We start from the raw sequence: 25,327 nt of genomic DNA, 5'->3' as shown, positions 1-25,327 counted from the left end.
AAGCCATTTTGAGTCTAATCAAATGGCTTTTTTGGTTTTTAGGTCCTGTCAAAGTAGAGCGTACGATTTCTTATTAAAATAAATATGAGTCGTTTGCGATTCGTTATCAATCTTGGTGTTAGACGTTAGACGTTAGACGTTAGACGTTAGACGTTAGACGTTAGACGTTAGACGTTAGGTATTAGGTGTTGTCTGAAGCTGCAAGTAATGTACGACTAGAAAAATAAAAACCCCGCAAGAAGCGGGGTTTTTCAATTGTATTACTCTTTATTGCATCGTCGATGCCATGGCTGCACTTGCGCGACCACCTTTTGACTTAGAGCCAACGCCCATTGCGCTGTGCACTAACGGCTCTCGTTGCTCGTCAGGCATCGCTGATGGTACTGGAGAATCAAGTTCTACATCTTGACTCGCAGTTGCTTTGGTCATCGGTGCAAAGCTCGTTCTCGTAAAACGAACTCGAGTCATTTTCGCTTTCTCGTCATGTGAATCTACTTTCGGTGCTGGCTCAATGACTGTTTCAACAGCGGTTTCTGAGGTTGCCACGATTGTTTCAGACGTAACTTGCTCTGAAGTGCTTGATAGCTCATCAGCAACATCAGTCGGTTCATTGACTGTTACCGCATCTGAAGGAGCTGCTTCTGAAGGTTCAACCTCTTGAGAAGACGAAACTTCCTCGCTAGTTGTCAGCACAGCGTCCACTTCAACGTCAGGTTCAGCGACCGTTACCGTCACAGATTCTTCAGTTTCGGTAATCTGCGATTCTGCAGTCTGCTCTGACATTTCCTGATTTACTAGAGGTGCTTCAATCGATACCTCAGCAGTCTGTGCGCTGGTCGCTTCAACAGAAGATACTTGAGCAACATCTTCTTGAGATGGACTTTCAAACACATCATCATGATCAGTTGTCTGTGTACGCTTTAACTCTTCTTCGTATTCCGCAGCAGCTTGGTCGGCAACTGGAACAAAAGCCATAGGTGTGTCTTTCTTTTCACCTTCTGGACGACGACGACGTTGACCTGCCGCACGAAGATGACGAGGAGAACGACGAGAACGTGTACGGGTCTCTTTGTCCCCAGATTCATCTTCATCGGATTGAACTACGTCATTTGACAGATCGTTCTCATCAACGGCATCTAAATTGATAGCTTCGTTTGGCGATTCAGCTGAAGCTACAAATTGAAGCTCTTCTTTTTGCTCTTCAAGTTGTTCGTCTGCTTTTTCAACGCGAGGAGTTCGAGGTTTACGAGGACCACGGTTGTTTTCACGGCGACGAGGTTTTTCCACTACCGTTTCAGCTTGAGTAGCGTCTGTAGCTGATTCAACATCTTGAGTTTCAACGTGTTGCAACGTTTCTTCAGATTGTTGAATTGTGGCGACAGTAACAGCTGTCTCTGGCGCTACGTTTGCCGAAGTTGATTCAGCGGCTGACACTTCAGTGTTTACTTCCACGTCGTTTTCAATACGGACCTTTTTACGAAGGTTACGACGTTGACGACGCGGTTTTACCTTCACTTCAGGTGCTTCAGCAGCTTCCGTTTTGACAACTTCAGGTGCGACCGTTTCAGTGTCTTGACGCTTACGATTATTTTGACGACGACGTCTATTCGGCGCATCGCTGTTACGTTCGCTTTGCTTATCAGCAGGTTTATCTTCACGAGCCGTTACATTATTTTGCTCGTCTTTCTGATCGCGTTGCTTGTTGTTACGGCGTTTTTGCTGGTTGCGACGACGGTTTTCGTATGGCTTACGTTGTTGCTTAGGTTTCTCTTCTTCCTTCTTTACTTCCTCAGCAGGAGCAAAGAGTGCCTTTAACCAGTTACCGATGCGTGCAAACAAACTTGGCGATTCTTTCTGCGCAGCGTTTGCAACACGTGAAGGTTGCACTGCTGGTGTAGCTTGTGCTTGTGCGGGGGCCGCAGGTAGGATAACACCTTTTAATGCTGGCTCTTCACGTTGCAAGACCACAGCAGGCTTCGCCATTTCAATAACTTCTGGCTCAGGTGTTTTAATTTGCTCGTAGCTTGCAAGTTCTGAGGTTTCATCTTTACGAACACGAACTACCTCGTAGTGAGGCGTTTCTAAATGTTGGTTAGGAATGATAACAACAGAGCACTCGTGGCGTTTTTCGATACGCTGTACTGCGCGGCGTTTTTCATTTAATAGATATGAAGCAACTGCAACAGGCACTTGCGCATTTACTTGAGCAGTGTTGTCTTTAATCGCTTCTTCTTCAATTAAACGTAAAATAGATAACGCTAACGATTCGTTCGAACGGATCGTACCTTGACCATCACAGCGAGGACATGAATGCTGACTTGCTTCACCTAGCGATGGGCGTAGGCGTTGACGTGACATTTCAAGCAAACCAAAGCGAGAGATCTTACCAATTTGTACACGTGCACGGTCAGTACGAACGGCATCTTTCAAACGATTTTCAACTTCACGTTGGTGACGTGGTGGAGTCATATCTATGAAGTCGATAACAATCAGGCCACCCAAATCTCGAAGGCGCAATTGACGTGCAATTTCTTCAGCCGCTTCAAGGTTTGTGTTCAACGCAGTTTCTTCGATGTCTCCGCCTTTAGTCGCTTTAGACGAGTTAATATCGATAGACGTCAAAGCTTCTGTAGGGTCGATAACAATTGAACCACCTGAAGGAAGGCGAACTTCGCGTTTAAACGCAGATTCGATCTGGCTTTCAATTTGATAATGCGTAAATAGAGGCACATCACCTTGATAAAGCTTTACACGGTTCAAGAAATCAGGGCGAAAGCGTTCAATATGTGCCTTTGCTTCTTCAAAAACTTTAGCTTTATCGATAAGGATTTCACCAATGTCACGACGTAAATAGTCGCGTATCGCACGGAAAATAACGTTACTTTCTTGGTGAATTAAGAACGGGGCTTTGCGGCTATCAGCTGCTTTTTGAATCGCATCCCAATGGATTAAAAGCGCTTTTAAATCATATTCAAGCTCTTCAAACGACTTGCCAACACCAGCAGTACGAACAATTAAGCCCATACCGCGTGGCAAATCTAGTCGACTTAATGTGTCTTTAAGTTCAATGCGTTCATCGCCTTCGATACGGCGTGAAATACCGCCAGCACGAGGGTTATTTGGCATGAGAACGAGATAACTACCAGCAACGCTAATAAACGTTGTTAGTGCAGCGCCTTTTTGGCCTCGTTCTTCCTTGTCGATTTGAACAATAACTTCTTGGCCTTCTTTGATGACGTCTTTGATGTTAGGACGTCCACTAAAAGAATAACCATCAGGGAAGTATTGTTTTGCGATTTCTTTAAGAGGAAGGAAGCCGTGTCGCTCAGCGCCGTAATCGACGAAAGCAGCTTCTAAAGAGGGTTCAATGCGGGTAATTTTGCCTTTATAAATATTGGCTTTCTTTTGTTCGTGACCAGGCTCTCGATATCTAAATCGTACAGACGTTGGCCATCAACCAGTGCAACGCGCATTTCTTCTTGCTGCGTCGCATTGATTAGCATACGTTTCATATATTTACTCTACTTTTTCAATTTTTATCGCTATTTCAACAAATTAAGAGTGTTCAGAGTTCCGTTTTGTTAAATGCAGTCTCACGACTGGGGAGATGGAACACTATTCTTTGCGCGATCTTCACTAAGTCCTCATACGCTCTTAAGCACGGGATGAGGCGTTACTCACGTTCACAAGGAATAATCTATAACGAGGCTTCTTAAAATATCGAACTTCGCGTTACTGTTTTTTTGCTTTTTCTTTATATCAACCGTGTTTGACGGTGGCTGCGACATAGTACGCGCATCGCAGTTGGTCACTCGCACGTGTTAGTGTTGGATTGATGATAAAAGCTTTGGAAATCTATCCTATTGAGCTGTATGATCACCAATTCAATGTGCATCACGATTCTATCAAGGCTTAAAAGCACCTGTTGCAAAAATTTGCAGTCGGATTATCCCACTAATAGCGTCGTGTTAGCAACATAATTATTACTCAAATCAGTGATTAGGCAATGTCAGAAAACACCGGATTAAAAGTTACTTTTGTTACCATCGACGAAGACCAAGCAGGTCAACGCATTGATAACTTCTTAATCACCTTTTTAAAAGGGGTTCCGAAGAGTGCGGTTTACAAGATCCTTCGTAAGGGTGAGGTTCGCGTAAATAAAAAGCGTATTAAACCGTTATATAAACTTCAGCTAAACGATGAACTCCGTATTCCGCCAATTCGAGTTGCTGAGAAAGAACAACAAGTACCAGACAGTATTCATCGTTTAGACAAAGTGGTTCAACTTCAAGACAACATCCTATACGAAGACAATTACTTGATGGTATTGAATAAACCTTCAGGCCTTGCTGTGCACGGTGGAAGTGGACTTAGCTTTGGCTTAATTGAAGCTATTCGAGCTTTGCGACCTGAAGAGCGCAGCCTTGAACTTGTTCATCGATTAGACAGGGATACCTCTGGTTGTATATTAATTTCTAAAAAACGCTCCATTCTAAAGGGACTTCACGAACAGCTTCGTGAGAAAACGATGGAAAAGAATTATTGGGCGTTAGTGAAAGGTGAATGGTCTGCCAAAAATAAGAATGTAACTGAGCCTTTGAAAAAAAATACGCTGCAATCTGGTGAACGCGTCGTGCGTGTTGATGTAGAAGAAGGTAAACCTTCTCATACTCGTTTCAGAGTACTTGAACGTTTTGATGGAGCGACACTCGTTCAGGCTTCGCCAGTTACAGGGCGTACGCATCAAATTCGTGTCCATACTCAGTGTAAAGGTCATCCAATTGCCTGTGATGATAAATATGGAGATGCCGAGTTTGACGGCAATATGAAAGCGACTGGATTAAATCGACTGTTTTTGCATGCTAGAGAACTTCGTTTTATCCATCCAAAACTTGAGACGACCGTTCACGTTGAAGCGCCAATCGATGCAAATTTAGAAATGTGCTTGGTTAATTTAAGGAAAGCCTAATGACTCGCAAACTTGTCATTTTTGATTGGGACGGCACTATCATGGATTCGATAGATAAAATCGTGAATAGCTTACAGTTGGCAGCAAGCTCCTGTGGGGTAGATGTACCAAACGCAGAGCAAGCGAAAAGCATTATCGGTTTATCTTTGGATATCGCTGTTCAAACATTGTTTCCCAATCACGAATCTAAATGGCAAGCGCTGAGTGAGGCGTACAAGCACCAATTCAAATATTTGGATTCAACCCCAACGCCGCTGTTCGAAAATGTCGAGCAAGTGTTAGCCGCCCTAAAAAAGAGTGGTGTCATGTTGGCCGTTGCAACAGGGAAAAGTCGCGCAGGTTTAGATCGGATGATGGAACAGAGTGGGTTAGGTCACTTATTTTCAACATCACGCACCGCAGATGAGGCGCAGTCAAAACCTCACCCGCAAATGTTGCATGATATTTTGGCTGAATTGAATATTGAAGCCGCGGATGCCGTGATGGTGGGCGATACAATTATCGATATGGAACTTGCAGCTAACGCGAATATAGCGGCTATCGGCGTTACCATGGGAGTCGATAAGCGTGAGCGTCTTGCCTCGAAACATCCGATTGCCGTTGTCGATAATTATTTAGAGCTCGCGACGGTATTAGGGCTTGAGCACATCGAGACCAAACTCGCGTAACAAAGAAAAGAGTCGAATTAGTGGGAGGCCGACCAAAGAATTTGGGTCATCTCCTTCTAATTTTTCGAACAAACAGATACCCAATCCTTCGCTTTTAAAACTGCCAGCACATTGGTATGGCATTTCTTTATCTAGATAAACACAAATTTCCTCTAATGAAAGAGACCTAAAATGGACATGAAACGGTTCGACTATAGTTTTGGCTGTATCGGTTGATATGTCGTAAACGGATAAACCAGTGAGAAAAGTGACCTTTTGACCACTGAAAAGCGTCAGCTGCTTTACCGCGTTTTCTTTGTTATGTGGTTTACCCAGTATATGACCATTAAACACTGCTACTTGATCAGACCCGATAGCTAAACCGGATTCATAAAGTTCTTTTGCTGATTGCGCTTTCAATTCACTCAATCTGAGCACTAATTGCTCAGGTGTTTCATCAATAAGTGGTGACTCGTCGATATCCGGTGAAAAAGAATGAAAATTTAATGAAAATTTTTGCAAAATAGACTGCCTAAAAGGCGAACTTGAGGCTAAAATAAGCTCGGTTTTCATACCTACAACCTAGTCGAAATAATTTTTCCGATAGGATAGAGCGGCAATCCGCTTAAAACAAAGGAAAAGTGCATTTTTATTTTGACTAACATGCTAACTATCTATATGATGCAGCCCCTATGCAAAAGGTGAAAATTCCCATCACGCTTGATCCCAGCAGGGCAGCGCGGCGCCGAAGTGATTACGAAGGCGTAGTAATGCTCGAAGAACTTTCTCGTTTAGAGCAAGTTGTGTTGGATGAAGCAGGTGAAATAGCGGTAACTGTCCGTTTCGAATTTGACGAACAAGGCCTTGCGGTCATTCGCGGAAATTTTTCTGCGAAAGTCCACGTGACCTGTCAAAGATGTAATGGGGAGTTAGGGTTGGATTTGGAACAAGACTTTGCTTATACGCCAGTCGGTTTGGGTGCAGAGTCGGATGATCTTCCTGAAAGCTACGATGTTGTGGAACTGGACGAACATGGAGAAATTAATCTTCGTCAATTGATTGAAGATGAATTGATTCTCTCTATTCCAATAGTACCTATGCATGATGAAGCTTCTTGTTCGTTCTCCGATAAGCCTACGCGCTTTGGTGAAATCGACGAGGAAGATAGCAAACCAAATCCATTTGAGATATTGAAACAACTTAAGAAAGATTCTTAGGAGAAGGCTAATGGCGGTACAACAAAATAAAAAGTCTCGTGCAAGACGTGGCATGCGTCGTTCACACGATGCTCTAACTGGTCCAGCGTTAACAGTTGATCAAGTTTCTGGTGAAACGCATCGTCGTCACCACGTAACTGCTGACGGTTACTACAAAGGCGAAAAAGTAATTTCTAAATAAGAGATTATTTGATGCTTACTCATCTAACCATCGCGTTAGATATGATGGGGGGCGATTACGGCCCCCGTTCATCTATTCCTGCTGCTGTAAAAGCGGTAAATCAAAATCCACATCTCTCTTTAATTCTTTGTGGCAATCACCAAGTTATATCTGAAGGACTCGAAAAGCTCGATTCTCTGCATCATCCTCGTTTAAAAATCAAACATTGCAATGAAGTTGTCACGAACAGCTGCGAACCTGCTCAGGCTTTACGTCGTAAAAAAGACGCGTCTATGCGAATAGCACTAGATCTTGTTAAGTCTGGAGAAGCTCAAGCGTGTGTTAGCTCAGGCAACACAGGCGCATTGTTTCTAATTGCTACACATGTCTTGAAAGTATTACCTGGTGTAAAACGACCTGCACTTATTTCTGCTGTGCCTACCGAAACGAAAGATCCTGTTTATTTACTGGATTTAGGCGCAAACGTTTATTGCGAACCTCAAACATTGTTTCAATTTGGCGTGATGGGTTCTGTTGTAGCAAGTCAGCGCTTGGGTATAGAAAGACCACGAGTTAGTTTACTTAATATTGGTTCTGAAGACATTAAAGGCCATGAAGGAATTAAACAAGCGGCAGAATTAATGCGTAAGTGCAATCAACTCAATTACATCGGGTACAGTGAAGGCAGTGACATCTTTACTGGCAAAGCTCATGTTATTGTGTGTGATGGCTTTGTTGGGAATGTTGCGCTCAAAACGTGTGAAGGTATTGCAAAACTTATCATGCATAAGTTCACTAAAGCGCTTAAAAAGCATGTTTTTTATAAAGCGTTGGCCTTTTTGCTCCGACCCGTTATAAAAAAGATGTATAAAAGGGTGAACCCCGACCAGTATAACGGTGCAAGTCTGGTAGGATTGCGCGGTATTGTGGTAAAAAGCCATGGAAATGCTTCGAACAAGGCGTTTTTAGCGGCGATTGAGGAAGCCGCTCGAGAAGTCGAAAGGCAAATCCCCGAAAAGATTCAAGCAGTGTTTGAACAAATTAACGCTGCTGCTGTTTTGCCGTCCAGTTCAAAAATCGAATAAGCGAAAAGTGACTGGACTGCAACGAGTTAAACTAATAAGAGCAGATTATGTCACAAAAAATCGCACTCATGTTTCCAGGTCAGGACTCACAAGCTGTGGGCATGTTAGCCGAACTTCTAGAAACAAATTCAATTGTTCAAACAACCTTCAAAGAAGCATCTGACGCGTTAGGGTATAACCTAACCTCGCTAGTGCTAACAGGTCGTGAAGCGGAACTTAATCAAACACACCGTACACAACCTGCACTTTTAACTGCGAGTGTCGCCATTTATCGTGCGTGGCGCGAGCACAATGCTGATGCGGATGTTGTTATGGCAGGTCACAGTTTAGGTGAATATTCGGCACTCGTGTGTGCTGGCGTGCTTTCTTTGCAAGATGCCGTCCGTTTAGTCGAAAAACGTGGTGAGTTCATGCAAGAAGCTGTGCCTGCAGGAACAGGTTCGATGGCTGCAATCATCGGTCTTGAAGATGAAGCGATTGCGAAAGCATGTGCTGAGAGCGCAAAAGATCAAGTTGTTTCACCTGTTAATTATAATTCTCCAGGCCAAGTTGTTATTGCTGGTCACAAAGAAGCGGTTGAACGTGCGTCTGAAGCGTGTAAAGCTGCAGGTGCTAAGCGTGCACTCCCATTGCCAGTTAGCGTGCCGTCTCATTGTGAATTGATGAAGCCAGCAGCGGAAAAGCTATCAGCATTATTTTCTAGTATTGAGTTCAAGACACCAGTGTTTGACGTAATTAATAACGTTGACGTTAAAGTCGAAACGGATGTTGCTGCAATAAAAGACGCACTGATTCGTCAACTATACAGCCCAGTACGCTGGACTGAAACTGTTCAGCAAATTGCAAGTCAAGGAATCAATCAGTCATATGAATTTGGTCCGGGCAAAGTTATTTCAGGTCTTGTGAAACGTATTGATAAAGCGCTCGCGTGTGAGTCAGTGAATACGCCAGACACCATCGCAGCAGCTAAATAAATAGAGAGTGACAATGAATCAATTATTTTCTTTGGAAGGTAAAGTAGCGCTAGTAACAGGTGCGAGTCGTGGGATTGGTAAAGCAATTGCACAAGCGTTAGTTGCGCAAGGCGCGATAGTTGCTGGCACCGCGACAAGTGAATCGGGCGTCTGCGAAAATTTCAGAATATCTTGGTGAAAAGGGTAAAGGATTCGTTTTAAACGTGTCTGAAGCAGCCTCTATTGAAGCTTTATTAGAAGCAGTAAAAGCAGAAGTAGGCGACGTTGATATTTTGGTTAATAATGCAGGTATCACGCGCGATAATCTTTTAATGCGTATGAAAGATGAAGAATGGGATGACATTATCACGACCAATCTTTCTTCAATTTACCGTTTGTCAAAAGCTGTACTTCGTCCAATGATGAAGAAAAGAAATGGCCGTATTATTAATATCGGCTCTGTTGTTGGAACAATGGGGAATGCTGGTCAAGCGAACTACGCAGCTGCAAAAGCGGGTGTAATAGGTTTTTCTAAATCACTTGCTCGCGAAGTTGCATCACGTGGCATCACCGTTAACGTTATTGCACCTGGTTTCATCCAAACAGATATGACAGATGAGTTAACTGAGGAACAAAAAGCGGCAACACTCGCGAACGTACCTGCAGGACGTTTGGGTCAACCGAGCGAAATTGCAGCTGCAGTGGTTTATTTGGCCTCTGATGCTGCAGGCTATGTTTCTGGCGAAACTTTGCATGTAAATGGCGCGATGTACATGGTTTAAGGCCTTGTCTTCGTACAATATTTTAATTGAATTTTTTGTGATCTTGCCGTAAACATACTTGAAATCGCACCTAAAATGAGCGATAAAAGAGTGAATTTGGGCCTCAGAGGTTTGACCAGACAAAAAAGTCTGCTCAAATAGTTGAATCACAGAAATATGCGCCGTAAACTACGCCGCAATCTGAAAATAACGCATTGCGTTTAAATAAAGGAAAGAAGAATGAGCGACATCCAAGAACGCGTAAAGAAAATCATCATTGAACAACTAGGTGTTAAAGAAGAAGAAGTTAAAAACGAAGCGTCTTTCGTTGACGATTTAGGTGCAGACTCTCTTGATACAGTTGAGCTAGTAATGGCGCTAGAGGAAGAGTTTGACACTGAGATCCCTGATGAAGAAGCAGAGAAAATCACTACTGTTCAAGCAGCGATCGATTACGTAACTGCTCACGCTGAGTAAGCAACGTATCATTAAGGGCAGCGTACGCTGCCCTTAATCTATCTATTCCCCTCAAAAAATTCAGAATTCCGTTTTGGAGGATACCGTGGCTAAACGTCGAGTCGTAGTAACAGGCTTAGGTATGTTGACGCCGCTAGGTAATGATGTAGCTTCTACCTGGCAGGGTTTGTTAGAGGGCCGTAGCGGCATCTCGAATATTACACATTTCGATACTACCAATTTCAGCACTAAATTTGCGGGCTTAATCAATAACTTTGATGTAACTGATTACATTCCAGCAAAAGAAGCCAAGAAAATGGACTTGTTCATCCAGTACGGTGTTGCTGCAGGTGGTCAAGCTCTTAAAGATTCTGGACTAGAAATTAACGAATCTAACGCGCACCGTGTTGGAGTTGCGGTAGGTTCAGGCATTGGCGGTTTAACGCTTATCGAAGATAACCATGTTAAGTTACTTAACAGCGGTCCTCGAAAGTTATCGCCGTTTTACGTGCCATCCACCATTATTAATATGATTTCAGGTCACCTTTCTATCATGCATGGCCTTCGTGGTCCGAATATTTCTATTGTAACGGCGTGTACAACAGGCCTTCACAATATCGGTCACGCTGCACGTATGATAGCGTATGGTGACGCAGACGCCATGCTCGCAGGTGGCGCAGAAAAAGCCTCAACACCTATCGGTATGGGTGGCTTCTGTGCGGCAAGAGCACTTTCTTCTCGCAATGACGACCCGCAAGCTGCGTCTCGCCCATGGGATAAAGACCGCGATGGTTTCGTCCTTGCAGATGGCGCAGGTGTTATCATGCTTGAAGAATATGAGCATGCTAAGGCGCGTGGTGCGAAGATTTACGCGGAACTTGTTGGTTTCGGTATGAGTGGCGATGCATTCCACATGACCTCTCCACCAGAAGATGGTTCGGGTGCAGCACTTGCGATGGAAAATGCGTTAAATGATGCACAAGTTAATGCAGAAGCAGTTGGGTACATCAATGCGCACGGTACCTCAACTCACGCAGGCGATAAAGCTGAAACACAAGCGGTTAAGTCTATTTTCAAGGACTCAGCTAAATCTGTCATGGTGAGTTCATCAAAATCAATGATGGGTCACTTACTTGGTGCAGCGGGTTCTGTTGAATCAATTATCACTATTTTGTCGTTACAAGAACAAAAAGTTACACCGACAATTAACTTAGATAATCCAGATGAAGGCTGTGACCTAGACTACGTACCGCATACAGCACGTGATGCTAAACTTGAGTATGCGCTATGTAACTCGTTTGGATTTGGCGGAACAAATGGTTCGTTGCTGTTTAAACGTGTATAGTTAGTCACAAGACTATGTAAATCAAAAGCCTGGCATAGCCGGGCTTTTTTATTGGGAGCGAACGAATGCAAATAGTATCGAGCGTCTCTGCGACGGACAGAGGCCTTGCCTACGGCGATGGTTTTTTTACAACGGCAAAAATTGAATTTGACGCTGTGATTGATTGGCCTTTGCATAAAGCAAGACTCGAAGAATGTGCAGCGCGTTTGTTTTTCCCTTCACTAGATTTCACGTTGATCGAACCTGAAGTCCAAAGATTAATAGCAGGGACACCGCTAGGTGTATTGAAAATCATAGTCACGCGTGGCTGTGGTGGTCGAGGCTACAGTTTACCAGCGCATGCCAATCCTCATCTATTGCTGCAGTTGCTTCCTTTTCCTGAACATTATCTATCGCTTCGTGATAGAGGTTTGAAATTGGGGACTAGTAGCGTCAAACTTGCGCCTCAACCCCTGCTTGCGGGATTAAAAACCTTAAATCGATTAGAACAAGTCTTCATTAAGCAGGAACTGGATCTTTTGCCTTTTGATGATGTTGTTGTTTGTGATAATAACGATATGGTCGTTGAAACAAGCATAGGCAACTTAGTTTGGATTGAGGGGAGCCGTGTCTTGACCTCGACACTCGATCTGTGTGGTATCAAGGGCGTTTACTTACAATCCCTAAAAAGTAAAATGGACATTACCGAGGCCCAAATTACACAAGAGGCACTGTTGAATGCGGACGCGGTATTTGTGTGTAACAGTTTAATGGGGGTTGTACCTGTGTATGCCATTCAAAACAAAGTGTGGAACAAAAACACCGTAACCCGATTTGCTCTGGAACATGGGTTGTATGATTAAGAAAATTTTACTCGCTGTCGTTTGCTGTGTTGTCTTGACGCTGATTTATCTTTGCCTCCTGATTAACACCGTTAAAACCGAGCGACTTAATGCCCCTCAAGGTTCATTATTTGACGTGCACGCAGGACAAGGTGCTTTATCAGTGTGCGAACGTTGGGAAAAGTTGGGTTGGATACAGCAATGCTGGCGATACCGCGTGTTTTTCAAGCTTTTTCCTTTGGAAGGTGGAATGCAAAAAGGCTTATACGAATTATCATCTATGCCCGTTTTTGAGGCGTACAATATGATTTTGAAGGGTAAGCAAAAACAATTTAGTTTCACCATCATTGAGGGAGAAACCTTTTCTCAAGTTTTACACAAGATGAAAAGCTCGCCATATTTAGAATTTGACTTTAATCCAGATGAAAGCGCGTCGGAATATGAAGGGTGGTTGTTACCTGAAACTTATCACTATGTTGCTTACACTAAAGCAACTGAGCTTGCCAAAAGAGCACATCAACAGATGGATAAGTTGCTCAAAACTACTTGGGCGAATAAAATGGATGACTTGCCACTCGCGACGCCCTATGAAGCATTAATATTGGCTTCAATCATCGAAAAAGAAACCGCGTTGGCTGACGAACGAGCGACAGTGGCATCGGTTTTTGTCAATCGGTTACGTAAAGGCATGCGTTTGCAAACGGACCCAACCGTGATCTACGGATTAGGTGAACGTTTCAACGGCGATATCACTCGGGCAAATTTGAAAGAAAAGACACCCTATAACACGTATCGAATTGATGGGTTGCCACCGACACCAATAGCAATGCCATCGGCAGGCGCGGTTACTGCGGCATTAAATCCTAGGCAAACAAATTATTATTATTTTGTTGCGGACGGAGAAGGTGGACATACGTTTTCGACAACGCTTGAAGAACATAATCAAGCGGTAAAATTATTTTTAGAAAAGAGCAAACATGCAGGGTAGATTTATTGTAATTGAAGGGCTGGAAGGCGCTGGAAAGTCAACCGCTATGGGTATTTGTGAGCAAGCCCTTAATTCTCGAGGTATCGACTTTGTTAAAGTTAGGGAACCTGGAGGTACACCGCTTGCGGAATCACTTCGTAGCCTTGTTAAAAGCCATCATGAAGAAAACGTTGCACCAGAAACAGAATTGCTCATTATGTACGCCGCGCGTGCACAGCTGATACACAACGTGATTAAACCCGCGTTGTCAAAAGGTCAATGGGTGCTTGCCGATAGACACGACTGGTCGTCACAAGCGTATCAAGGTGGTGGTCGCCAACTGCCTCAGACACATTTAGACGCATTGGCAACGATTGTGCTAAATGGACTCACGCCTGATTTAGTTCTTTATTTGGATATTGAGCCAAGTCTAGGGCTTTCCCGTGCAAGAGGGCGAGGTGAGTTAGATAGAATTGAACAAGAGGCTATAGAGTTTTTTGAACGAACGAGAGCTAAATACCTTTCATTGGTCGAAAACGCTAGTTTTGGAGTCAAAATTGATGCAAGTCAGTCAATGACGCAAGTGCATGACGACATTCACAACGCACTCTCACAATTTTTGGACAAGGTATGTTAGCCCCTTGGCTTGAACAACTTCAGCAGCAATTTAATCATACTTTTCAGCAAGGTCGGTTACACCATGCGATAATGCTACATGGCTTAAGAGGCACTGGAAAAAGTTTACTAGCAAGTTCACTTTCAGATGGTTTACTTTGTGACAAGCCAAGTAGCTTGGTAGCCTGTGGGACATGCAAAAGTTGTTTACTGATAAAAGCGGGTAATCATCCTGATAGACTCGATATCGGTGAAGCAAATTCATCTATTGGCGTGGACCAAATTCGAGAGTTGGGTGAATTTATTTATCATTCTGCACAGCAAGGTGGTAATAAAGTTGTTGTTATCCGATTTGCTGACTCAATGACGTCATCCGCTGCTAATGCGTTATTGAAAACATTGGAAGAACCAAATGCAAATCGATATCTCATTCTATGCTGCGATGACGTATCTCGTTTACCCGCAACAATTGCCAGCCGGTGCTTTAAGCAATTAGTTGTCGCAGAACAAAGTGCTAACTGGTTATGCAACCAGCTTAATTCGCATGAAATTGAACCTTGGCAGACTCTGTTTTTGCAGCAACCTTTTCTTGTCCTTGATTGGCAAGAAGAGGAAATAGAATCAAATATCAAAACGTTATATGATTGTGCCAATAGTGACGTAACTGCATGGCAATTAAACGAGCTGAATTCCATGCTGGCTAAAAGAACTGAACTTGTCGACACATTTTGTTTATTCTTAACTCAAAGAATCAAACAAGTAGCGTTGGCAGGCGCGCCCTTTGAGCGCATTTCAGAACAACTTAATTCAGTTACCTTGTTTGTAAAAAAGACAAAAACGTTAGCTGGTACGAATATGTTGTTAAGTTTAGCCATGTTACAACAATCACTACGCCAGTTATCGTAATAGGAGAACCGAGTGCAAGAATTACTCGCGGATTTTGAAGACCTAGATGAGCTTTACCGTTGTTATATGGCTTTCCTAAGAGAAGGTGGGCTATTTGTTAAAAGCAACATGCGTTTTGAATTGGGGACGACAGTATCGTCGCGCGTAACGTTACCTGATGCGTTGGAAGAAGATGTGATCCAAGGTAAAGTCGTGTGGGTTTCACCACAAGGTGCTCAGAATGCGAATCCGCCGGGCGTTGGCGTAGCGTTTGGAGAAAACAGCCAGCCTTTTAACGACAAAATTATTAAGCTTTTAGGCACGAGCCTAAATTCTGATAAGCCAACCTACACCATGTAAGAGAAGTTATGATTGTAGATTCGCATTGCCATCTAGACCGTTTAGATTGGGACAAACTCGGTGTTTCGCTTGATGAAGTACTGGATAATGCTCGTGCAAAGCAAGTTGAGCACTTTTTATGCGTGAGCGTTACGCTTGATCAATTCCCAACGATGCTTGAAAAAATCCTATCGTATAAGGATGTCTCCGCTTCGTGTGGCGTTCATCCACTGGATCAAAAATTTGAATTAGATAAAGAAAAACTAATCTCGTTGGCGTCGCATGAGAAAGTTGTTGCTATAGGTGAAACAGGACTCGATTATTATTATTCGCAAGACACGAAGCAAGTCCAACAAGACAGTTTCGTTGGCCACATCGAAGTTGCGAACCAGTTAGATAAACCGCTCATAATCCATACGCGTGATGCGAGAGAGGATACCATTGCATTAATGAAAGCGCATAATGCAAGCCAATGTGGGGGCGTGTTACATTGCTTTACCGAAGATTTAGACATGGCTAAACGAGCGCTTGATTTGGGTTTTTATATTTCTATTTCCGGTATTGTGACGTTCAAAAACGCGAAAGAGCCTCCAAGAGGTGGTGAAATATCTGCCGTTGGATAGGTTATTGATTGAAACAGATTCACCGTACCTTGCGCCAGTGCCACACCGAGGTAAAACCAATCAACCAGCCTATGTTCAAGATGTTGCCTATTTCATCGCTGATCTTAAAGGATTGAGTTATCAAGCTCTCGCTGAAGCCACGACTAACAACTTTTATTCGTTGTTTAAAGGCGTAAACAGGTAGAGGTCCGTGTTTGCAAGGAGCTAACCTACCAAAAATCCTTTTGAAGCCAATGGTGAGACGATTAGAAGCTCACCAGCTGTGCTTCCAACTGGTGACTACAACACGTTGTAAGCCAAAAATCGTTATTGCGGGATACAGCGTTCAACAGCATGACATCGAACTTCAACTCGGTGAACGTTGTGTGCTGTATATTTTGAGGCTTGTGCCGACCAAACAACCATTTCCTGTCGACCTTAAATTGCGCTATGAGCTTTTAGTTGACGATGAGCGAGTCGATTTGAGCCATCTCGCCTACGAAAATGATTATCTTGAAATTGTTATTCCAAATCGATTGGAAGAAGTTTTACATGGTTCATGTCGTAACCCACATCACGAAAGCCGCGATAGTTTACGTACCGCAGACGAATATTTAGAAACAGCAAGACAACGAGGCGATTTAGGACCGCAACTGCTTTTGATGTCCGGCGATCAAATTTACGCAGATGACGTTGCAGGTCCCATGCTACTTGCCATCACGCAATTGTCGGTACTTTTAGGTCTATATCCAGACAAACATGCAACGTTGGCGCTACCTGTGTCCATTCAGGAGCAACTGTATCATCGGCCGGACTATTTACCTAAAACGCCATGGCAAAACAGATCTAAACTATGCGTAGGGTATTGGTTTAAAAAAGATGAACCTCATTTCACAAGCATGAAAGCAGGTAATCATCTGATTTCACTTGCTGAGTTTATCGCGCTTTATTTACTAACATGGTCCTCTGAGGCGTGGCAATTGATTGATTTTTCTAAACTCAATTACATCGGCTCAAATGCAAAACATGCTAGTCAATTCAACCATGAGCTAACGTGGATAAAACGGTATGTCGACGATTTACCACGCGCTGAACGAATATTTGCCAACGTATCGACACTGATGATGTTTGATGACCATGATGTCACAGACGATTGGAATCTAACAGCAAAATGGGAACAGGCTGTATATCAAACCCCACAAAGTGCTCGGATCATCAACAATGGCATGACTGCCTATTGGTTATTTCAGGGATTAGGTAATGATGCAGGAGAAACAACGAACCAACTTACCGTAAATTTTGTCGAAGCACTAAAAGACCGATTTTGGGACTGGCAAACTTTTTCGAAACCGTTACAACGTTTTAATAGTTGGCACTATTGTCTTAACACGACGCCTAAAGTGGTAGTCCTTGATACTCGAACTCATCGATGGCGTAACGATGACCATTTCAACGAACCATCTGGTCTTATGGACTCGGATCGTTTGCTTGAACTCGAACAAAATTTAGTTAGTCACGATCAAGTCATCTTAGTGTCTCCAGCGCCCGTGTTTGGTGTTAAAGCCATTGAAGCAATTCAAGCGCTATTTAATGCGTGTGGCGAGCCATTGCTCGTTGATGTTGAGAATTGGATGGCGCATGAAGGTGCTGCGAAAAAACTGCTCGATATCTTTAGGCGTCCTGATACACCAAGTGAAACAATAATCTTGTCCGGAGACGTACATTACTCTTTCTGCTTTTCCGTGAAAGCGCGTTTTGGCAAGCACGATAATCGAATTTGGCAGTTAACGGCATCTGGAATCAAAAATGAATTCCCTAAAAAGCTTATTAAGGTTTTAGATAAACTTGATAGTTGGTTGTATGCCCCATATAGCCCGTTAAATTTATTTACCAAGCGATGGCAAATGAATGTTGGAAAACACTCTATTGTAGGTAGCAAAAAGACATACCTTGTCAGTGATTCTTCGATAAGCCTTGTATCTCTGCATAACGGAACGCTCGAGAAATACCAACTGTTACATGGTAACGGTGGATGGAGCCAATTCGACTTAGAAGAATAAGCGAGGCTTTTAAAGCTTAAGTGAGGCCTGTCATTATTGCTCATATTTGAGCAGAATAATTTCCGCTTGCTATAGTTATTAAAGGGTTAACTAGTCCTTTAAAACTTATGCGCCTAATCATCACCATCTTACTTACGATGCTGACGTTGCAAGCTTGGGGTACACCTAATTTTTCGGATACGTCTCAAGTTATGAAACGGTACGACTACGACTCAGGGCTTAGTCAGGTCAGCGTAACCGCACTTGCACAGGATCAGTTCGGCTACATTTGGATAGGGACGCAAGCGGGACTCAATCGCTTTGACGGACATGAATTTAAGCAGTTTGTTTCAAAACAACAAAATAAAAACAGTTTGGCGGGTGGTTTTATTACATCGCTTTGCCACGAAAGTAACAAATTGTGGATCGGAACTAGTACTGGACTCAGCGTTTACCATACAGATTTAGGTATTTTTCAAACCTTTTTGGCGTCTGAATATGAGGCTATCGCATCAGACCGCGTTGCACATATTGATTGTAAAACGAATAAAGTAATTGTGAGTACGGAAATTGGATTCCCCTACGTACTCGATGTGAAAACGCTTCAACCAGAAGTATTGCCATTCGAAAAGTTACAAGTCAAAAATGTCGTTCGCAAAGAATCCCAATACTTTTATTTGACCGACGATAGCTTGAGCTTTTTTGATTCTGTGTCCAACAAACATGAAATAGTACTCGAGGGAAATTTTCGCCGATTTGAAATCTCCGCGAGCCGAATTTATCTTTTTAATCAGCATAGTACGCTTATTGTTCTTGATACGAACTCTAAGAAAGTGGTTTGGCAAAAAGAATTCGATCCCGATGAAGGAGCAGTCTTAAACGACCTAACTGTGTCTGCAGATCAAATAACACTTGCGACGGAGAATGGCGTCTACTTGCTCAATCTCAGTGGTAAAGTAATTCGCCATTGGAAAAAAACGGAACAATATCAGCAGGGGCTACAAGACAATAACATTCTATCTGTCATGCGTGACAGCGACGATGACCTTTGGATAGGAACCGAAACACGTGGATTGCAGTTCTTATCTAAACTCAGTGATTCATTTGGTCATGTAGGTGAGTTCAATTACAACGAAAACCCAATTGGTTCCCCTGATGTACGAGGATTTGCTTTAGATGGCGACGGAACGCTTTGGATAGCAACATCAGATGGGCCGAAAATCTTTGATGGCTTTGGGTTTATAAAGCCCGCACAAATTTACCCGCAAATGGCTACATTGGAAAATGTATTTATCACCAAACTGTTTATTAACGGACATCATTTATGGATAACGACTCGAGGTGCGGGAATATACCGTTTAGATTTAAATTCCAGTGAGTTGTCAAATTGGCGACCAGAAATTGAATCAGCAACGGAATTAAACTTCAATGATGTCAATGTATACGATGGCGCTATCGTGACGAGTTCGCGAGGTAGTGGTTTACTCTTATTTGATGAGCGAACTCAACGTTTTGAACCATTTTTTAAAAATTTATCTATCAAAGCGCCAAATCACGTCACTTCTATTATGGTTCAAGGTCGTACTCTCTGGTTTGGTTCTGTTGGTGATGGTCTCTACCGTTTTCAAGATGGTCGAATTGAACACCTAACGACAGAACATGGTTTAGCGTCAGACATTGTGTTTATGATCATCGCCGATGACAAAGGTAAAATTTGGGTTGCAAGTGAAGCGGGCCTTTCCATTGTTAGTAACAGTTTTAGTGTTGAGCGAACGTTACGTCAAACGGACGGACTTGCAAATGATGCAATTTGGTCGGTCATATTTGATGGAAAGTCACATGTTTGGGTTGGCACTAGTGGTGGTTTAAGTCAAATAGACGTTAACGACTACACCATTTATAACTTTTTACCCGTTGATGGTGTACAGGACTATGAGTTTAATTACAACGCGGCGTGGCTTTCACCAGATGGCCGTGTTTTTATGGGGGGATCAAAAGGATTTAATCAGTTTTACCCAGAAAAAATCAACATAAAAGAATATCAAAACCCACTTATTATCAGCGAGATAGCGGTGCTTGGGGAACAGCTTCAACCCAGTGAAGCAGGATTAATTAACAGAGCGCCAGAATTAACGTCCAATATTGAGCTGCAGTATGATCAAGATATTATCTCTCTCCAATTCTCAAGTTTAGAATTTACTTCGGATAGACAACTTAAATATTTCTATCGAGTTATCGGGTTAAGTGACACTTGGTTGCGTTTGGCAAATGGTACTCGTCAGGTGAACTTACTTAAGTTGTCCGCCGGCGATTACCAAGTGGAGGTTTATACCGTCAATCGCTTTAATCAACATTCTCCAACCAAACGATTTGCAATCAAAGTGTATGCACCAATTTGGTGGAATTTTTGGTCCAAATCGCTCTACTCGATAGTTTTACTAGGATTAATCGCAATTTTCCTTCGTATGAGGCAAAAACGTTTCAAACAAGTAGTAGACGACAACAAGAAAATGACAGAGTTGCAAGAACGTTTGGAGTTGTCCCTTTGGGCCTCAGGAGATGAGCTTTGGGATTGGCATTTAAAAACGAAACAGATATTCAGGCACAGGGTAACGCCGCGTATCGAGTATGGGGATTCTTTCGAACGCCTAGAAGTAGAAGATATGAGCCGATATGTACATCCGAAAGATTGTATTTTGTTGGAGGATAAGCTCGAGTCTTGTATTAAAGGCATCGTAGATAGTTATGAAGTGCCATTGAGAGTTAAGGATATTGCAGGTAACTGGGTATGGGTGTTGGATAGGGGGAAAGTAGTTACTCGAGATAGTAACGGAATTGCAATTCGTATTGCTGGTGCACTCAAAGACATCACGGAATTAAAGTCGCATCAAGATGCATTGCAAAAACTCAATGAGCAATTGGAAATCAAAGTCGCGATGAGAACGGATGAACTGTATAAGAAAAACCAGAAACTTGAACAGGCTATGATGGAGTTAAAACGTACACAGCAAGATCTGATTGAAAGTGAACGAATGGCTTCTTTAGGTAATTTAGTCGCGGGTGTTGCGCATGAGATAAATACGCCGCTTGGCGTTGCCATTACTGCGTTAACTTACAACATGGAATGCCTCTCACAAATAGAGAAAAAGCTTGAAAACAAAACGCTAAAACAAAGTGATTTAGAGAAGTCTATCGTTGAGCAAAACAGCGGGTACGGACTTGTGATGCGCAACCTTGATCGTGCCCAAACACTTATCACAAACTTCAAGCAGGTAGCTGTCGACCAATCCAGTGAGACCGAGCGCGTTGTAAATATTAAGAAATACATCATGGATGTCTTTGATTCGTTGAGTCCAATGATTAAAGGTAAAGGCATCGAAGTCGAAGTGACCGGAGAAGATGGGCAAGATCTCCTTACTTATCCAGGTGCAATCTATCAAATTCTGACGAATCTGCTTAATAACTCAGTGATCCACGGTTTCGAGAAACAGGATAATGGGAAAGTAACGACAGAAATAAACCTAAACAACAAATATGTTGAAATTATCTATCGAGACAATGGCGTTGGTGTCAAACCAGAAATAATCGCCAATATTTTTGATCCTTTTGTCACCTCAAAACGCAATCAAGGTGGATGTGGGCTTGGTATGCACATTGTGTATAACCTAGTTACGCAACTCTTAAAAGGAGATATTAAATGTCACTCAAAACAAGGACAAGGTGTCGAATTTGTCATTAAGCTACCGATCCAAAAAGTTGAAGGTGAAGAAGTTGCTTAGTCCGCTAGTCTAAACATCCTGACCGCGAAAGCCTATTTCTGATCCAAAGCGGTCATTTCCATGTAGGTAAAGTGTAAGGTCTCTTTGACCTTTTATCTTGTACCTATCTTTATGTTTTTACGCATAAAAAAGACCCAGAATATAGATTCTGGGCTTAGGGGAAGGCTCAATGGAGCCATGCGCTAACTTAAACACCTTCAACTTTAAGGGAGAAGTAGAAGTTCTTTAATTGTAGTAAACAGGTCAGAAAATATACAAATATTTGAAACCTTTTAAACTTAAGTAAATTCAAGTAACTAAAATTTATTTTGAAATTTTATTCAGAATTTATCAAAAACTTGTATCCAAGTTATCCCCAGCTTATTAAGTTCCCATTTTGTACTAGGTCTCTTGGTAACGAGTTCTTAATTTTATGACCTTGCCATTTTCCTAAGCCAATCGGTGCTCCACAAAGCGTTAATATCACTTCGCCTTTGTTTTTGGTATTTTCTTCTAAGGTCACATCTTGACCTTTAAAGTATTCGATCGCCTGTGATTGAGACAAGGCATAGGTGTTTTTAGTGGCAAGGTGCCCGAAAGTGGTTGCCAACTCGTGTTCTAGTCGAATCCCATTCTTATGCGTCGTGCCGACGAGAATACCGATTCTTTGATATTTGATTTTTTCGAGCAATTCTGTCGCTTCATGTGGAAACAGCCACACTTCTTTATCACGCACGTATAAATTGCCGGAATAGGATTTTAGACCAAATTGATTTGATATAAGATTATCAAAAAACTGCTTTTCTTTTTTTGGCGCTGGTGAGAAGGGGAAGTTTCCCTTTTTAGTTTTTTGATTGCTATTTTCTACCCTTTCGAGTTTCTTGAATTTTGCAATAAAAAATCCTTCACTATCGAAAATTTGAGGCCATACGTGTAAGTAGCCTTCGTCTGTAGTTGCTTTCTCAGCGCCTTCAAACAGCGTATGCAAAGAAACTATCTCAACGCTCCCTGGAAATGAATCCAGTAGATATTGGCAGACTTGCTGATTCTCTATCGGCGTAAGCGTGCAGGTTGAATAAACTAGGTGCCCACCTGGTTTTAGGGCATGAAAAGCACTTACAATAAGCTGCTTTTGAACCGCCGCGATGTCTATGTTGGATTCGATAGACCAATTTTTTAAAGCGTGTTCGTCCTTTCGGACCGTTCCCTCACCAGAGCAAGGTGCATCCAACAATATTTCATCGAAACATTCCGACATGTAATCGCCAAATATTGCACCATCAAAGTGGGATAACGCCGTATTTACAACGCCCATTCTTTTTAAATTGGCAGCAAGTACTTTTACACGAGATGAAGAGAACTCGTTAGCGATGAGTAAACCTTGATTGTCCATAAGTGCGGCAAGTTGTGTCGTTTTTGAACCAGGTGCAGCTGCAACATCGAGTACAACTTTTGGATTGCCTGATAGCGCTTCTCTGAGTGCCATGGGCGGTAGCATCGAGCTTGCTTCTTGAACGTAAATACAACCACTTAGGTGCAAGTCGGTATTACCGATTGGAAGGGTTTGTTCTTCTTCTGCGGTTCTTTCAAGCCAAAATCCTTCTTCACACCAAGGTATGGCAGCAATAGTCCAGCCGCGTTCAAGACAAGATTGTTTGAAATCGTTTACTGACATTTTTAACGTGTTGACGCGAACGGAACGCCTCAAAGGGCGTTTGCAATATTCAATGAAATCGTCGATAGCCAAATGAGATGGGAGATAAGATTTAACGTCTTCAATAAAGTTATTCGGAATATAAAGCTTGTCGTTCACGCGTTTAGAGCCTCAAAAATCGTAAAATGAAATTTTAACATCTAATGAGCTCTAAGGATAATGTTGTGAAAACTAAGACTGCGTCACCTGTACCATATGGATCATAAGCCCAATCCAGAGCGTAAAAACACTGCAAGCGTTTAGGGTAAAAGCGAAGGTTCTTCTGCGTAAATTCATCGCAATAACATGCTCATAGGAATGCCAAAGTCGAGTAACAACAAATATCCAAGCGGAAACTTTCCAAAATGCTCCATCTAACAGCTCCAACTCTACAAAGAACAATCCAAGCAAAAAGAGCAGAGGTAATTGAAATTGGTTATCGTAGTTTTTTCCAAGCAAGATAGCGCGTTCGGACAAACTTTGGGTGTTTGCAAAGAAAAGGTCGTGCGGTGTGATCTGTCGACTTAGCACGGCCTTTAGTCGCAATTTAAATGTGGTTAACCATAGTGTTATCGTTAAGCAGAGTAGAACTAAAATTGGGTATTGAATCCACATTGTGTTTCTCCTTTGTTTGATGTTGTACATAATTTACATTGCTTATTACTCAGTCTAAACTGGCACTAATGACAAAAATATAGGTAATAGTGACAAGTGAAGATCGCGCTTATCGCATTGGATGAAGTCGTTGCGACATCAATCGCAGGGATCATTGATTACTTTAACTTCGCCAACCTCATCGCGAGGGATAAGAATTTGGCCGTTACGGTGACTTTATACAGCCCTCAAGGTTCGCAAATAAAAACGAGTATGGGTGTATCAATTCCTTGCGAACAGTTAAGCAATCTTGGAATAGATAACGAGGTTATTTGGTTTTTAGGTTCTCGTTATAGAGGTTCCGAGAACTTGATATTGGAAAGTCAGTCGGTAAGCCTCTGTAAAACGTCTTTAAATGACGCAATCAACAGTGCTCAAATTGTGGCTGGTTCTTGCACAGGCGTCGCGTTGATGTTGGCTTGCATTACCACGTTACCTGATACAGTCACGACAAGTTGGTGGTTAAGACGTTTCTTTGCGAAGCACTACCCGGGCGTAGAACTGATGCTAGATAAGCCAATTGTGCGTTCAGGTAAATTTATCACTGCAGGCGCGACCCACTGTTTCCAAGCGCTCGTCTTTTTCCTTGTTGAACGTCATTTTGGTCGGGATGTACTTTTACAACTTAAAAAATGGTTAGTGATACCCGACATAATGGTGAATCAAGAACAATTTATTGATTTGAATGTTTTAGACTTACATGCAGGTAAACGTTTGCATCCTGTCGTTCAGTTTATTCGTACTAATCTTGGCGGTGATTTGAGTAATGAATCTTTGGCAAATGTAGGCTCGATGAGTGTGCGTAACTTAATACGCACATTTAAATTATTGTATGGAATGACGCCATCTAAATACGTGTTAATCGCTCGATTAGAAGCTGCTATTCACGAAATAAAAGCATCACCGCACCGTAAACTGTACGATATTGCTTACGAAGTTGGCTACCAAGATGTCAGTGCATTCAGTCGTCAATTTCAAAAACATTTTGGCTTTTCTGCATCAAGTTTAAAACACAGTTGAACGTTTAGTTATTGCTATCAATCGCATAATTGCCATATTCAGCCTATAATTTGGGTTACAAATGTATCCCAAATTATCGTATCGCTGGGGGAGGGAGTTACTGATGATTAAGCTAAAACTCGTTATTTTAGGAACGCTACTCGTATTTATAACAGCATGTGGTAAGGGAAAAGGCCAACCAAAGCCGCCTGAGGATGACAATGTAGGTGGGGCAAGTTCAACCGTACTTGGCGAAATAACATTGATACAGCAAGTGGGCGATGAACAAACGCAAATTTGGATTCGACAACAATAACGTGTAGGTCAACTCCCACACATACCAAAGCGGTATAGTCTTTAGA

General features: G+C 42.5%; 20 protein-coding genes and 3 pseudogenes. 19 read left to right on the top strand and 4 right to left on the bottom strand.

Annotated elements, in window-relative coordinates; genetic code table 11:
- Positions 1–267: 267 nt before the first annotated feature.
- Positions 268–3,512 (bottom strand): annotated as a pseudogene (rne, locus tag J5O05_RS02305) (ribonuclease E).
- Positions 3,513–4,006: 494 nt separating this feature from the next.
- Between rne and rluC the strand changes: the two are divergent.
- Positions 4,007–4,969 carry a 23S rRNA pseudouridine(955/2504/2580) synthase RluC gene (gene rluC / locus J5O05_RS02300; RefSeq protein WP_208843430.1) on the top strand — a complete coding sequence of 321 codons (963 nt, stop codon included), beginning with the start codon at positions 4,007–4,009 and terminating at the stop codon, positions 4,967–4,969.
- Complete coding sequence (locus J5O05_RS02295) at positions 4,969–5,637, top strand: HAD-IA family hydrolase (protein ID WP_208843429.1); 669 nt, start codon at positions 4,969–4,971, stop codon at positions 5,635–5,637. The genes rluC and J5O05_RS02295 overlap by 1 nt, the downstream gene beginning before the upstream one ends.
- Here J5O05_RS02295 and J5O05_RS02290 read toward each other — a convergent pair.
- Positions 5,602–6,189, bottom strand: coding sequence for a Maf family protein (locus J5O05_RS02290; protein ID WP_208843428.1), 588 nt, complete (start codon positions 6,187–6,189; stop codon positions 5,602–5,604). The genes J5O05_RS02295 and J5O05_RS02290 overlap by 36 nt on opposite strands.
- A gap of 119 nt (positions 6,190–6,308) precedes the next feature.
- Here J5O05_RS02290 and yceD point away from each other — a divergent pair, with 119 nt between their 5' ends.
- The 15 genes and pseudogenes from yceD (at position 6,309) to J5O05_RS02215 (ending at position 21,640) form a co-directional block, all read left to right on the top strand.
- Complete coding sequence (gene yceD, locus J5O05_RS02285; protein WP_208843427.1) at positions 6,309–6,833, top strand: 23S rRNA accumulation protein YceD; 525 nt, start codon at positions 6,309–6,311, stop codon at positions 6,831–6,833.
- Positions 6,834–6,843: 10 nt separating this feature from the next.
- Positions 6,844–7,014, top strand: a complete 171-nt coding sequence (gene rpmF, locus J5O05_RS02280) for a 50S ribosomal protein L32 (RefSeq protein ID WP_208843426.1) — start codon at positions 6,844–6,846, stop codon at positions 7,012–7,014.
- Between the two features lie 11 nt (positions 7,015–7,025).
- Positions 7,026–8,078, top strand: a complete 1,053-nt coding sequence (gene plsX, locus J5O05_RS02275) for a phosphate acyltransferase PlsX (RefSeq protein ID WP_208843425.1) — start codon at positions 7,026–7,028, stop codon at positions 8,076–8,078.
- 47 nt (positions 8,079–8,125) lie between these two features.
- Positions 8,126–9,052 (top strand): ACP S-malonyltransferase, encoded by a 927-nt coding sequence (gene fabD, locus J5O05_RS02270; protein ID WP_208843424.1) that lies wholly within the window; start codon positions 8,126–8,128, stop codon positions 9,050–9,052.
- Between the two features lie 13 nt (positions 9,053–9,065).
- Positions 9,066–9,813 (top strand): annotated as a pseudogene (gene fabG / locus J5O05_RS02265) (3-oxoacyl-ACP reductase FabG).
- Positions 9,814–10,032: 219 nt separating this feature from the next.
- Positions 10,033–10,269 (top strand): acyl carrier protein, encoded by a 237-nt coding sequence (gene acpP, locus J5O05_RS02260; RefSeq protein WP_208843423.1) that lies wholly within the window; start codon positions 10,033–10,035, stop codon positions 10,267–10,269.
- A gap of 85 nt (positions 10,270–10,354) precedes the next feature.
- Positions 10,355–11,593 carry a beta-ketoacyl-ACP synthase II gene (gene fabF, locus J5O05_RS02255; RefSeq protein WP_208843422.1) on the top strand — a complete coding sequence of 413 codons (1,239 nt, stop codon included), beginning with the start codon at positions 10,355–10,357 and terminating at the stop codon, positions 11,591–11,593.
- 65 nt (positions 11,594–11,658) lie between these two features.
- Positions 11,659–12,435: an aminodeoxychorismate lyase gene (gene pabC / locus J5O05_RS02250; RefSeq protein ID WP_208843421.1), complete on the top strand. Its 777-nt coding sequence runs from the start codon at positions 11,659–11,661 to the stop codon at positions 12,433–12,435.
- Positions 12,428–13,402 (top strand): endolytic transglycosylase MltG, encoded by a 975-nt coding sequence (gene mltG, locus J5O05_RS02245; RefSeq protein ID WP_208843420.1) that lies wholly within the window; start codon positions 12,428–12,430, stop codon positions 13,400–13,402. The genes pabC and mltG overlap by 8 nt, the downstream gene beginning before the upstream one ends.
- Entirely contained in the window at positions 13,392–14,018 is a 627-nt protein-coding gene (tmk, locus tag J5O05_RS02240) for a dTMP kinase (RefSeq protein ID WP_208843419.1), read from the top strand. The genes mltG and tmk overlap by 11 nt, the downstream gene beginning before the upstream one ends.
- Positions 14,012–14,902, top strand: coding sequence for a DNA polymerase III subunit (locus J5O05_RS02235; protein WP_208843418.1), 891 nt, complete (start codon positions 14,012–14,014; stop codon positions 14,900–14,902). Before tmk ends, J5O05_RS02235 begins: the two co-directional genes overlap by 7 nt.
- Before the next feature lie 12 nt (positions 14,903–14,914).
- A complete protein-coding gene (locus J5O05_RS02230) occupies positions 14,915–15,241 on the top strand; it encodes a PilZ domain-containing protein (protein WP_208843417.1) in 327 nt (108 codons plus the stop codon).
- An 8-nt stretch (positions 15,242–15,249) separates the two neighbouring features.
- Positions 15,250–16,027: pseudogene (locus tag J5O05_RS02225) on the top strand (TatD family hydrolase).
- Between the two features lie 49 nt (positions 16,028–16,076).
- A complete protein-coding gene (locus J5O05_RS02220; protein ID WP_208843416.1) occupies positions 16,077–17,882 on the top strand; it encodes an alkaline phosphatase D family protein in 1,806 nt (601 codons plus the stop codon).
- Positions 17,883–17,989: 107 nt separating this feature from the next.
- Positions 17,990–21,640, top strand: a complete 3,651-nt coding sequence (locus J5O05_RS02215; RefSeq protein WP_208843415.1) for a sensor histidine kinase — start codon at positions 17,990–17,992, stop codon at positions 21,638–21,640.
- 349 nt (positions 21,641–21,989) lie between these two features.
- Here J5O05_RS02215 and rsmF read toward each other — a convergent pair whose 3' ends face one another.
- Both rsmF and J5O05_RS02205 read right to left on the bottom strand, forming a co-directional pair.
- A complete protein-coding gene (rsmF, locus tag J5O05_RS02210) occupies positions 21,990–23,432 on the bottom strand; it encodes a 16S rRNA (cytosine(1407)-C(5))-methyltransferase RsmF (protein WP_208843414.1) in 1,443 nt (480 codons plus the stop codon).
- A gap of 72 nt (positions 23,433–23,504) precedes the next feature.
- Entirely contained in the window at positions 23,505–23,927 is a 423-nt protein-coding gene (locus J5O05_RS02205) for an MAPEG family protein (RefSeq protein WP_208843413.1), read from the bottom strand.
- A 96-nt stretch (positions 23,928–24,023) separates the two neighbouring features.
- On the opposite strand from J5O05_RS02205, the gene J5O05_RS02200 reads away from it, so the two are divergent.
- Both J5O05_RS02200 and J5O05_RS02195 read left to right on the top strand, forming a co-directional pair.
- Positions 24,024–24,986 carry a GlxA family transcriptional regulator gene (locus J5O05_RS02200; RefSeq protein ID WP_208843412.1) on the top strand — a complete coding sequence of 321 codons (963 nt, stop codon included), beginning with the start codon at positions 24,024–24,026 and terminating at the stop codon, positions 24,984–24,986.
- Between the two features lie 103 nt (positions 24,987–25,089).
- Positions 25,090–25,281, top strand: a complete 192-nt coding sequence (locus J5O05_RS02195) for a hypothetical protein (RefSeq protein ID WP_208843411.1) — start codon at positions 25,090–25,092, stop codon at positions 25,279–25,281.
- The last annotated feature ends 46 nt before the right edge of the window (positions 25,282–25,327 follow it).

Source organism: Pseudoalteromonas xiamenensis (genome assembly GCF_017638925.1).
In the GTDB taxonomy this organism is placed as follows: Bacteria; Pseudomonadota; Gammaproteobacteria; order Enterobacterales; family Alteromonadaceae; genus Pseudoalteromonas; species Pseudoalteromonas xiamenensis.
Note: the sequence above shows the minus strand (reverse complement) of the source record. Positions and strands in the feature narration are given on the sequence as shown.